Raw genomic sequence first — 12,438 nt, 5'->3', positions numbered from 1 at the left:
GGATGATTGATCAAAAACTACTAAATTAGTTAGTCAGTTTTAAAATGATATGGCATAAAGCTTTTTGATAAATAGCTTTTACTTCAAGGTGATGTTTTTGGGAGGCTGGGAACACTATGAAAAGGTCTAATATGTATATTAAAAGTATGGCACATAGACAATCTAACATTGTACGCAAAGTATTGATTGGGATCTTAGGAGGGGGGCTCTGTTTATTAGCGGGTTGTTTAAGCAAAGATAAAGATGCTTTTAATCCAGCTATGCATGTTTTAATAATGGATCCACCAGATGTATTGTATAATCAAGCGCTTACTAACCTTAATCTAGGGCGATTTGATGAGGCATTGAAGAAGTTTTCTATTATTGAAAAGCAATACGCTTATACTGAATGGGGCCGTAAATCTTTAGTTATGGGTGCTTTTGTAAGTTACCGACTGGCCAAATATGATGATGCAATTAGTATGGCACAACGCTATATTACTCTTTATCCAAATGCCAGCGATTCTGCTTATGCTTATTATATTGTTGGTCTTTCTTCTTTTCATCAAATTCGTGATATTACACGCGACCAACGAGATACCAAACGCGCTATTGCTGCTATGCAGCTTTTAATAGAACGCTACCCAAACTCTGAGTATGTAAAAGATGCTAAAGATAAAATACGCTTTAGTCGAGAACAATTGGCTGGTAAAGAAATGCAGATTGGTCGTTACTATGAGGAAGGTCGGCAATATCTAGCAGCAAGCAGAAGATTTCGCACAGTGGTTGAAGAGTATTCGGATACAAACCAAATTGAAGAAGCGCTTTTCCGCTTGACTGAGGTTAATCTTTCTCTTGGTTTAATTGCAGAAGCGCAGACAGCAGCAGCTGTTTTAGGGCGCAATTATCCGGAAAGTAAATGGTATAAATTCTCCTATGATTTGTTACAGAAAAATAGAGTGTCGCCCCAAGAGCATAAGTCTTCTTGGATTTCACGTGTTTTAAGTGGTGATAAAAATGAGGCACGTTGATTTCATATGCTGATACAGCTTTCGATTCATAATATTGTTTTGATCGAGAAGCTCGATATTAGTTTTCCCATGGGGTTATTGGTTTTAACTGGGGAAACGGGTGCTGGAAAATCTATTTTACTTGATTCTTTATCATTAGCTCTTGGAGGGCGTGGAGATGCTTCACTTGTACGCCATGGTGCAGAGCAAGGGCAGGTGACAGCTGTTTTTGATGTGCCTATTTTACATCCTGTACGCCAGCTTATACGTGAAAATGGTTTTGATAATGAAGGCGATATCATTTTACGACGTGTACAATCAAATGATGGTCGTAGCCGTGGTTTTATCAATGATCAGGTGGCTAGTATTGCATTGATGCGCAATGTTGGTCGTATGTTGGTTGAGATTCATGGGCAGCATGATGATCGTGCACTTGTTGATGTTGATACGCATCGCCGGTTATTAGATGCTTTTGGTGGGCTTGAGAGTGAGGCAGAAAATGTACACAAATGTTATCGGATATGGCATGAATTAGAGGAACATGTGCAACAGCAGCGTATCAAAGTGGAAGCTGCTACACGTGAGGCTTGTTACCTTCGTGCAAGTGTGGAAGAACTTGAAAAATTTGATTTTACAATTGATGAAGAAAATACACTGTCTCTTCGTCGTGCAGATATGTTGAAACTAGATAAAATAGCGACTGATATTAAGGAAGCTGATGATCTTTTCAATGGTCCGAAATCACCAATTTCTATTCTGTCCAATTTGGTGAGGCGTTTAGAACGGAAAATTCCTGAAGCACAGACACTCATTACACCTGTGGTTAAGTCTATTGATGAAGCGTTGCAGGCACTTTCAATAGCGCAAGATGGTATTGAAACAGCAATGCAAGCATTGAATTTTGATTCTGGTGAATTGGAGCGAATAGAAGAGCGTCTTTTTGCACTTCGGGGATTGGCGCGTAAATACCATGTTTCTGTAGCTGAATTATCTCAGTTATGCGATAAAATGAAGGATGAACTTTCTGATTTTGATTCTGCTCAGACCACGTTGGAGCATTTGAGAGTAAAAGCGCAGGAGGCACAAAAAAAGTATGATGCATCTGCACAAGCCCTTTCCATAAAACGCCAAGAAGTGGCGCACCGTTTATCTACGAGCGTTATGGCTGAGTTGCCAGCGTTGAAGTTAGAAAAGGCAGAATTTACTGTGAACGTGCAAAGTAATTCTGAAAAGCGTAATGCAGATGGTATAGACCGTGTTGAATATTGGGTACGAACAAATCCTGGATCACGAGCTGGACCAATGTTGAGTGTAGTTTCTGGCGGTGAATTATCGCGCTTTTTATTAGCATTAAAGGTTGTCTTGGCTGATCGTGGATCAGCTCCTACACTGATTTTTGATGAAATTGATACAGGAATTGGTGGGGCTGTGGCTGCTGCAATTGGGCAAAGGTTGCTGTGTTTATCAAAAAGTGTTCAGGTTTTTGCTATTACACATGCACCTCAGGTTGCAGCCAAAGCTCATAGTCATTTTCTTGTTTCAAAAGTTGAAGGTGATAAAGGGCATTTTGTTACGCGTATTCATAAAATGGAAGAGTGTGAACGTGCTGAAGAAATTGCACGTATGTTGGCAGGGGAACAGATCACTGAAGAGGCACGTGCAGCGGCCCAAAAACTTTTAGCGCAGATATAATTGATTAATGATTGAGATGACAAGCGAATATATATTCGTTTGGATTTTATTGATAACAAAGAATTGAGATTCATATAATTATAAATTGCACGACTTGGAATAAAGTATATGGACAAAAATGCGGTTAAAAATCTTACTGCTCTTGAAGCGGCAAGTGAGTTAGAGTGGTTAGCAAAAGAAATCGCACGTCATGATGTTCTTTATAATAATAATGATCAACCTGAGATTTCTGATGCACAATATGATGCTCTTCGTCGTCGTAATACGGAAATTGAAGCTCTATTTCCTGAATTAATTCGTGTAGATTCCCCTTCATATAAAATTGGTGCACCAGTTTCAGAAAAATTTGAAAAATCTGTTCATGCACAGGCGATGCTTTCTCTTGATAATGCGTTTAGTGCTGAAGATGTCAGTGAATTTGTTGAGCGTGTTCGCCGTTTTTTAAGACTTCCATCAACACAGACATTAGAAATGACGGCTGAACCGAAGATTGATGGCTTATCTTTATCTTTGCGTTATGAGCAAGGGAAACTTGTGCGCGCTGCAACGCGTGGTGATGGGTACACAGGTGAAAATGTAACTACAAATGCACGAACAATTTCTGATATTCCAAAGGTTTTACAGGGTGAATTTCCTGATATTATTGAAGTTCGTGGTGAAGTTTATATAAGACAAGAGGATTTTCAAGTCCTCAATATTAACCAGCAAAAAGAAGGGAAAATAACTTTTGCAAATCCTAGAAATGCAGCGGCTGGCTCTCTACGTCAGCTTGATTCACGGATAACTGCTAGCAGAAAGCTTAAGTTTTTTGCTTATGCTTGGGGTGAGGTGAGTGAAATGCCGGCTAAAAGCCAAATGGAGATGGTGAATAAGCTAAAAGAATATGGCTTTATTGTTAATCCATTTACAAAAGTTTTCGAAAAAGTAGAAGATCTTATCTCATATTATCATTTTATTGAAGAACAGCGGCAATCTTTAAGCTATGATATTGATGGGGTTGTTTATAAGGTTAATGATTTAGGGCTGCAAATGCGTTTGGGGTTTGTATCTCGTTCACCACGTTGGGCAATTGCACATAAATTTCCAGCAGAAAAAGCTACAGCACTTTTAGAAGATATTGATATTCAAGTAGGTCGAACTGGAGCACTAACGCCAGTTGCACGCCTTGCACCTATCACTGTAGGTGGGGTTGTGGTTACTAACGCAACTTTGCATAATGAGGATTATATTAAAGGGGTTGGTCGTAACGGTGAACCAATCCGTGAGGGGCGTGATATCCGTGTAGGTGATACAGTGATTGTACAGCGTGCTGGTGATGTAATTCCTCAGATTGTTGATATTATTTCTAGCAAGCGTCCAAAAAACGCAGTTCCTTTCGTTTTTCCTCATCATTGTCCTGCTTGTGGGAGTCATGCTGTTCGTGAAGTGGGTGAGGCAGTGTATCGGTGCACAGGTGGGCTTATCTGCTCAGCACAAGCGATTGAGCGTATTCGTCATTTTGTTTCACGTAATGCTTTTGATATTGAGGGGCTTGGTAAAAAACAGGTGGAATTTTTCTTTAATATTCAAGATGAAACGCTTTGTATCCGTTCACCGGTTGATATTTTCACTTTAGAGAAACGCCAAAAAAAAGCTTTAACACGTTTGGAAAATATAGAGGGTTTTGGCAGTCTTTCTGTCCGCAAGCTTTTTGATGCTATTAATGCACGTCGAGAAATTCCTTTAAGTCGTTTTTTGTTTGCATTAGGTATTCGTCATGTTGGTGAAGTTAATGCACAACGTCTTGCACGTGTTTATCGAAATTATACTGCTTTTGAGGCTGCTGTGATGGCAGCTATTGTGCCACATGATAAGGCAGATGAAGGTAATGAGGAGTGGACAGACCTGATCAGTATTGAAGGGATTGGAGTTCGTGTTGGTAGAGCAATTATTGATTTTTATCAAGAAGCACATAACCGTGATGTGTTATCAGCCTTGCTTCAAGAAGTGACACCTCTTCCTGAGGAAGCTATTGCAACAGATTATTCGCCAATAGCGGGAAAAATAATTGTTTTTACGGGAACTTTAATGTCTATGTCGCGAGATGAAGCAAAAGCATTAGCAGAGCGGTTAGGTGCTAAAACATCTGGTTCTATTTCTAAAAAGACTGATCTTCTTATTGCAGGGCTTGGAGCGGGGTCAAAATTGACCAAGGCAAAAGAGTTAGGTGTTGAGGTTATCGATGAAGATAGCTGGTCCCAGTTGATTAAAGAGTATTATATTTAAATTTTTTGATGATATATTCCAATTAATTACCCTTTGTGCAATTATGAGCTTCAGGGTTTTATTTATCTCTGCTTACAAGAAATACGCATTTGTTTTTCCAAAATATCAAAGAGAATGCTTTTGAAACAGAATAAGTGTGCACTTTTATTCAGTTAAAGGGGCATTGTGGCTTCTTTTGCCCATTTTTTTTCTTCTGTATTAAGATAAGGTGCATTCACTTTATAAACGTGCGCATGATAGTCATTAAGCCATTGTCGCTCTTGAGTTGTCAAAAGCTCTGGTAGGATTAGCCGTCGATCAATAGGGCAATTTGTGAGTGTTTCAAATGATAGCATGTCTATATCACCAGAAGTAATTTTTTGTGCAGGTTTCACAATCATCAAATTTTCAATACGAATACCAAAAGCTCCTTCACGGTAATACCCTGGTTCATTAGAAATAATCATTCCGGGAATGAGTTCTTGACTTCCGTAACGTGAAAGATTTTGTGGTCCCTCATGAACAGAGAGGTAAGAGCCAACTCCATGGCCAGTACCATGCGCATAATCAAAACCAGCTTTCCATAAAGAGATACGTGCTAGAACATCAATATCTTGTCCGCGTGTACCTTTTGGAAATCGTGCGGTTGAAAGAGCAATCATACCTTTAAGAACAAGAGTAAAACAGCGTTTTTCTTCTTCTCCAATAAGGCCAATTGCTATTGTACGTGTGACATCTGTTGTGCCGTTGCGATATTGTCCACCTGAATCAACAAGATAAAGCTCACCGGCATTGAGTGGTTTGTTTGTTTCAGTTGTTACACGATAATGAACAATTGCACCATTTGCGCCTGCTGCTGAGATCGTATCAAAGGAAAGATCTTCGAGTTTTGTTCCCATTTTTTTTGCTGTTATTATGCGAAATTCTTCTAATTTTTGGGCAGCAGAAATTTCACTAATTGTGCCTGGTGTTTGTTTGTCCAACCAAGCAAAAAAGCGGGTAAGTGATACACCATCGCACAAATGAGCTTTGCGTGCACCGTCTAATTCTGTGCTATTTTTAATAGCACGTGGCAAGGCAGCTGGGTCAGTAAGCGTAATGAAAGAATTATTTTCATTTTCAATAACAGTACGCAATTTTTCGCATGTTCGCAGTGGATCTAAAGCAAAAATCATTCCTTTTTGAACATGATCTTTGATCTTTGGAATGAGTTTTTCCGGTTCATATAATTCTACATATTGTTTTAGATAGTTTTTCTGTTCTTGGCCAAGTTTTTTGCTATCAATAAATAGGGATGGCGTTTCTTTGGTTGAAATGAGAGCAAAACAAAGGGCAAAGGGTGTGTTAGAGACATCATTGCCCCGTATATTGAATGTCCATGCAATAGAAGCAGGATCTGTGAAAATAAAAGCATTCGCTCCGGCTTGCTGTATGTTTTTATAAATTAATGCTAATTTTTCGTCAGTTGTACATCCTGCATATTCAAGAGGATGAATTGATAAGGCAGCTTGCGGTAATTGTGGTTGGTCTTGCCAAATAAGATCAACAGGATTGGCTTTTGTTGCTATAAGCTTTCCTCCTGCTTTAAATTCTAATGCTTTTCTCAATGTAGCGGTAGCAGCAATAGTATGAAGCCATGGGTCAAAGCCAATAGAAAGTTTGTGACCATTTTCTTCTAACCATTGTGAGGGTGGGCAAGTCATCAGGTCTTCATAATCAAAAATCTGAGGATCAGTTTGTTGGCGAACTTGGAGTGTATAACGCCCGTCTGTGAATATAATAGCTTTATTTTTTAGAATTAATGCTATACCAGCTGATCCAGTAAAACCAGTTAGCCAGCTAAGGCGCTGAGCGTGCGGTGGAATATACTCTCCTTGATGTTCATCTGCTCTTGGTACAAGAAAACCATCTAGCCCTATACGTTCAAGTTCTTGACGAAGGGCAAAAATACGCTCTGCAGCATGGGTTGGGTTTGTTATAACATCAAAAGATTGATACACACTATGTCCTTTTTTATTTGAGATGTAAAGTAACCCATCCTTGGCGGTGGTATGTTTCAATATGTTGTAAGCCTTGTTTTACGTAAGCTTTTAAGACATGATCGTGCTGTTCTTCAAGGATACCCGATAATATGATAGATCCATTTTTTTGCAAAGCTTGGGTCATTTCTTGTGCAAGTTCAATAAGAGGGCCGGCGAGGATATTAGCAACAATGAGGTCAAAGGGTGCATGTGATGCAATTGTATCATGATTAAAACCCGTCGCTGTAATAGCTGTGATATATTTTTTAACACCATTGAGTTTAATATTGTGTTGCGCAATTTGAACGGCAATTGGATCACTATCAGATGCAAGTATAGAAATGGGTTTAAGCATTGCCATACCAATGGCTAATACGCCACTCCCTGTACCAAGATCGAGAGCATTTTGCGGATTTTCAGTTCGCATAATTTTGGTAATCATTTCTAAACAACCAGATGTTGTTTCATGGTGACCTGTACCAAAAGCTTGATTGGCTTCAATTTCAATTGGCAAAACATCAGGTGGGATGTTTTTTCGGTCATGACTTCCATAAAGAAAGAAAGGACCTGCATATACAGGTTTTAGCCCTTTAAGACTTTGTTGGACCCAGTCAATATCAGGTAAAATTTCTATATTAATTTTATTAGAGTCTAGAGCAAGAATATCTGCAAAGCGTTTGTACGCACTGTCTTGGTTTTCTTTGTCAACATAAAGTGACAGTTCATAAATAGCGTTTTTTTCATCTATTTCTACCAAAGCAAGAGGATATCCTTCTTCCTCAAAGGCTTCTTCCATAAGAGTATAAAACTGCTCTGCCTCATCTTTGAGGGTTGTATAAAATAAACGAATTTGTTGAGACATATTTTTTCTTTATTAAACGCTTTTTAATTTAGTTTGAGATGAGCTTTTTAAGCCGTTTAATGGCAATATCATCTTTTAATTGATTTTCATTTTCTTCCACGTTGTAAGGAATAATACCAGCTAGTTTTCCACCTTTTTTAAGCAAGAAAATTGCAGCTGTATGATCGTAAGTATAGTTACCATTTGTTCCGGGCACTTTTTGTGCAACAATGTTGAAAGAAGATACCATTTTATGGACTTTTTCAGGATCTCCACTTATACCAATAATATTGTTGGTAAAATTGCTTAAATAATCACGTAGTACTTCTGGTGTATCACGTTCAGGATCGACAGTTACAAACCATATACCTAATTTATCAGCGTTAGGGCCAATTTCTGTAAGCCACCGATCAAGATCTGTCAGTGTAGTAGGGCAACTTTCAGGGCACATGGTGAAACCGAAAAAAATTGCTGAGGGTTTACTTCTAATATCAGCTTCAGTAACAATTTGGCCATTGGAATCGATGAGTGTAAAATCATCACCGAGTGGCTTATTTTTCCACGCATCATAAGTAAAAACGCCAGCGAGAAATATGATTGTTAACCCAAAGATGTATATTACATTTTTCATAGCTTAACCTCTTTGAATTTTATAGCTTAATTTTAAAGCATTAGGAATGCTATAATGCTGACAGATTAGTTTTGCAATCTTTTGTTTCAACATTATGAAGCGTGATTTGTGCTGTAAGTTTCATAAAAAATATAGATCACAAAATTATCATATCGCAGATGAGCAATAATGAGCAATGAAGTGTTGTATTTTCTATGTGAGGGGTCATTTTACTATCTAAAATCAGCATGCTGTTTTATTATTTTGTAATGCAATAACAACTGATGCAAAATGAATGAATTTTAAAAAAATTTTTTAAAGGTTATAAAAACCATCCTGATATTAAACGGTAATAAAATTGCGTAAAGCGCAGTTATTTGGAAATAAACGTGCTAATGGTTTTTTTGTGTTAAGCTTTAGTTACAAAGTCATCAAGAACACGTTTTTCACCGGCTTTATCAAACAAAATAGTTAATTTATTACCACCTATTGCTGAAATATGACCATAACCAAATTTGATATGAAAAACGCGATCATTAATTGAAAAAGCTGATGGTGTATCAGACACGGATTGGGAAGTGGCTTTTCTTTCAATATTTTTTTTCTGATGAAATTGAATGGGACTAAAATCTAAATCACTATTTTCATAATCAGTTTTCTTAATATAGCTGGATGACTGTGAGCTCCAGTTATTATGTCTTGCTTCTGTTTGATTTTTGTGTGCACTCTTCCACCCTAGTTTTGAGTACTGACCGTAACCACCATAAGATGTTTCATTTTCTAGCACTTCTATATGTTCTCCTGGCAATTCATCTAGAAAACGGGAGGGAAGGCTAGATTGCCAAAGCCCATGAATTCGTCGATTAGAGACAAACCATATATGCAGATTTTGTTGTGCTCTTGTTAGACCTACATAAGCAAGCCTGCGTTCTTCTTCTAGTCCTGCACGGCCACCTTCATCTAGTGAGCGTTGATTGGGAAAGAGTCCTTCTTCCCAGCCAGGAAGGAAAACTGTTTTAAATTCAAGCCCCTTAGCTGAATGAAGGGTCATAATATTAACTGCATCCATATTTTCGTTATGCTCAACATCCATAACTAATGAAACATGTTCTAAAAAACTGTGAAGATTTTCAAATTTTTCCATAGAACGAATCATTTCTTTAAGGTTTTCTAAGCGTGTCGGTGCTTCTGGCGAACGATCTTCTTGCCACATTTCCATGTAGCCTGAATCATTAAGGATCATTTCAGTAAGCTCTGTCAGCGGTGTGCGTGGTGATAGGTTTTGCCAGCGATGAAAGTCTTCAATAATGTTGCGTAAAGCATTTCGTGCTTTAGGTTTTAGTTCATCTGTTTCGATTATTTCAATAGCAGCAGAAAAGAGAGGAATAGCGCGTGCACGTGCATTATTATGAAGGTGGCGTAGTGTTGTCTCTCCTAAGCCACGTTTGGGTGTATTGATAATACGTTCAAAGGCTAAATCATCGGAAGGTTGAGCAACAACACGCAAGTAAGCCAAGGCATCACGTATTTCCATTCGTTCATAAAAACGTGGACCACCAACGACACGATAGTTAAGACCAAGTGTTATAAAACGCTCTTCAAATGCGCGCATTTGAAATGATGCTCGCACTAATATAGCCATGTCATTTAAAAAATGCTCAGATTGTTGTGCTTGTTCAATTTCTTTCGCGATGGCACGTGCTTCTTCTTCCGAATCCCATGCGGCATGGATTTTTACTTTTTTCTCTTCGTTATTTGTTTTATCTGAGAAAAGCGTTTTTCCAAGTCTTCCCTGATTATGAGAAATAAAATGAGAGGCCGTTTTAAGAATATGCGATGTAGAGCGATAGTTGCGTTCTAAACGGATGATTTTTGCAGGAGGAAAATCTTTTTCAAAGCGCAGTATATTATCAACTTTAGCACCACGCCATCCGTAAATGGATTGGTCATCGTCACCAACACAACAAAGATTGACCTGCTGTCTTGTAGATTGTTGCGCCAAAAGACGAAGCCAAAGATATTGCGCTGTATTTGTGTCTTGATATTCATCTACAAGGATATAGCGAAATTTAGCATGATATTCATGAAGGATATCTGGATTATGCTGGAAGATGTTAATGGAATGGAGCAAGAGATCACCAAAGTCACAAGCATTGAGGCTTTTTAGCCGATCCTGATAACTGTGATAGAGTTCACGTCCCATACCTTTAGCAAAGGCATAAGAATCACTTTCTGAAATATGATCTGGTGAGAGCCCCTGGTTTTTCCAAGCATCTATCATTGTTGCCAAACTACGTGCCGACCAGCGCTTGTCATCTAAACCTGCAGCTTGAATGAGCTGTTTTAAAAGACGAACAACATCGTCAGTATCAAGAATGGTGAAATTGCTTTTTAAGTCGATAAGTTCTGCATGGCGGCGTAAAATTTTTGCACCAATGGAATGAAACGTTCCAAGCCACGGCATACCTTCAATAGCTTCACCAACAAGTTCAGCAATACGGGTTTTCATTTCACGTGCTGCTTTATTTGTAAAAGTAATCGCTAATATTTGCTTAGGGTGGGCAAGACCAAGGTGCAAAATATGAAAAATGCGTGTGGTAAGAACACGTGTTTTTCCCGTTCCAGCCCCGGCAAGAACTAACAAAGGCCCTTCTGTGTTTGTTACAGCTTCTCGTTGTTCTGGGTTAAGTTTTTTCAAATATTCGGGCTCGTATTGTGCTTTTTCTTTTGCTACTATAGCGCCGGGAGTTAATTCAGAATTATTTTCAGGCTTATGGGGGAGCTCTTCATCTTCAAAAAATGGTAGGTGATTAGAAAAGTCATTCATTATATTTTTTATGTATTATTTTTTTGATTGAAACGCTAGTTTTAAAATTCTTCTCGGGGAAAATCTCAACATTTTCAGGTGAATGAGTTTATAAAAATAACAGAAACGAAACAAAAGAAGTATAAAAACTGTTAGGTGAGAGATTATAAAGTACGGTAAACATATAATAAAACTGAAATATTAAATTTTTTCCGTCTTTTATTTTAATATTAAAGGTCATTAAATATAAAAATTATTTTTTTGCGAACTGTTTTTATCTCCGAAATGGTTATTCTAAAAATCTACTTATAAAAAGCTTATCAATATAAGCGAATAGTTTTTGACCAAACATTTATTTTCATTTTTTCTCATTCACTGTTAGATAGACGGTTTTGATCAAGAAATTTTTGAGCTTTTAAAAGTTCTTTTTTATCAAAAAGTTTCTCAAGTTTTGTTCGTCCAAAACGATAACGGTTTTCCTCTGCATGAGTAGCTTGCTCAATACGTTTCTGTTGTTTTCGAAATTGGCGAAGGTTAATCACTTTAGTCATGGACAGGTTTATTTATTTTTTCGAAAAGAGTCTAAAGAAACAACATCAGCACTTTGTTTGGTATCATTGTTTGAAGGTTCTTTATCCTTTTTGGGATTCTGTGTTTTTATGAGCTCATTTTCTGTTTTTTGTTTGTTTAAAGAAATATCGGGTGTATGTGGAGCACTTTCTGGATTTTCATTTTCTTCAGAAGTGGGATTAGCAGGCAAATCAAATGCCGCTTCAAATGCCGCTACAGGGTCATAAAAAACTTGAATGGAGGTAAAAGGAATAATTAATTTTTCAGTAATTTCTCCAAAGGATAAAGTGACTTCAAAAGCGGTTTCTGATACGTTCAAGTCTCTAAATTGATGTTGTAATACGATTGTCATTTGATCAGGATAACGACTTTTGAGTCGAGAAGAGATTGTTACTGCTGGTGCCTTTGTTGAAAAGGTAATAAAAAAGTGATGATTACCCGGAAGACCTGCTTTAGCCACTTCTAGCAAAACTTTGCGGATAACTCCACGGAGCGCATCCTGAACGAGAATATCGTAACGGATTTGATCTTGAACCATTGAAGTTTATTCCTTTTAATTTATTGCAATTATTGAAGCGCAAGTAATATAGTGCAATGAAACATTTTTTTAAGCTGGCAATGTTTTTCTACCACATATTTGATAACAATTCGTATATCTTGTTTGT

9 protein-coding genes are annotated in these 12,438 nt (G+C 37.8%); 3 read left to right on the top strand and 6 right to left on the bottom strand.

All coding sequences use genetic code 11. The features are described from left to right. The first annotated feature begins 116 nt into the window (after positions 1–116). The 3 genes from J7R05_RS05230 to ligA all read left to right on the top strand — a co-directional run bounded on the left by J7R05_RS05230 (position 117) and on the right by ligA (position 4,946). Complete coding sequence (locus tag J7R05_RS05230) at positions 117–1,010, top strand: outer membrane protein assembly factor BamD (RefSeq protein ID WP_208541475.1); 894 nt, start codon at positions 117–119, stop codon at positions 1,008–1,010. Between the two features lie 6 nt (positions 1,011–1,016). Beyond that, positions 1,017–2,681: a DNA repair protein RecN gene (gene recN, locus J7R05_RS05225; protein ID WP_208541474.1), complete on the top strand. Its 1,665-nt coding sequence runs from the start codon at positions 1,017–1,019 to the stop codon at positions 2,679–2,681. A gap of 108 nt (positions 2,682–2,789) precedes the next feature. Further along, complete coding sequence (ligA, locus tag J7R05_RS05220; protein ID WP_208541473.1) at positions 2,790–4,946, top strand: NAD-dependent DNA ligase LigA; 2,157 nt, start codon at positions 2,790–2,792, stop codon at positions 4,944–4,946. Positions 4,947–5,098: 152 nt separating this feature from the next. Here the strand turns inward: ligA and J7R05_RS05215 are convergent, their stop codons facing one another. The 6 genes from J7R05_RS05215 to J7R05_RS05190 all read right to left on the bottom strand — a co-directional run bounded on the left by J7R05_RS05215 (position 5,099) and on the right by J7R05_RS05190 (position 12,311). After that, positions 5,099–6,925: an aminopeptidase P family protein gene (locus J7R05_RS05215; RefSeq protein ID WP_208541472.1), complete on the bottom strand. Its 1,827-nt coding sequence runs from the start codon at positions 6,923–6,925 to the stop codon at positions 5,099–5,101. Between the two features lie 13 nt (positions 6,926–6,938). Then, positions 6,939–7,808 carry a 50S ribosomal protein L11 methyltransferase gene (locus tag J7R05_RS05210; protein ID WP_208541471.1) on the bottom strand — a complete coding sequence of 290 codons (870 nt, stop codon included), beginning with the start codon at positions 7,806–7,808 and terminating at the stop codon, positions 6,939–6,941. A 28-nt stretch (positions 7,809–7,836) separates the two neighbouring features. Beyond that, positions 7,837–8,418, bottom strand: a complete 582-nt coding sequence (locus J7R05_RS05205) for an SCO family protein (protein ID WP_208541470.1) — start codon at positions 8,416–8,418, stop codon at positions 7,837–7,839. Between the two features lie 388 nt (positions 8,419–8,806). Next, positions 8,807–11,224: an ATP-dependent helicase gene (locus J7R05_RS05200; RefSeq protein ID WP_208541469.1), complete on the bottom strand. Its 2,418-nt coding sequence runs from the start codon at positions 11,222–11,224 to the stop codon at positions 8,807–8,809. A gap of 347 nt (positions 11,225–11,571) precedes the next feature. Beyond that, on the bottom strand, positions 11,572–11,754 hold the full coding sequence (locus tag J7R05_RS05195; RefSeq protein ID WP_034990091.1) for a DUF4169 family protein: 183 nt from the start codon (positions 11,752–11,754) through the stop codon (positions 11,572–11,574). A gap of 8 nt (positions 11,755–11,762) precedes the next feature. Then, positions 11,763–12,311, bottom strand: coding sequence for an SspB family protein (locus tag J7R05_RS05190; protein WP_208541468.1), 549 nt, complete (start codon positions 12,309–12,311; stop codon positions 11,763–11,765). Between the last annotated feature and the right edge of the window lie 127 nt (positions 12,312–12,438).

The sequence above is a fragment of the Bartonella capreoli genome (assembly GCF_902813205.1).
GTDB lineage: Bacteria > Pseudomonadota > Alphaproteobacteria > Rhizobiales > Rhizobiaceae > Bartonella > Bartonella schoenbuchensis.
The sequence above is the reverse complement of the archived record's forward strand: the minus strand, read 5'-3'. Positions and strand labels throughout refer to the sequence as shown.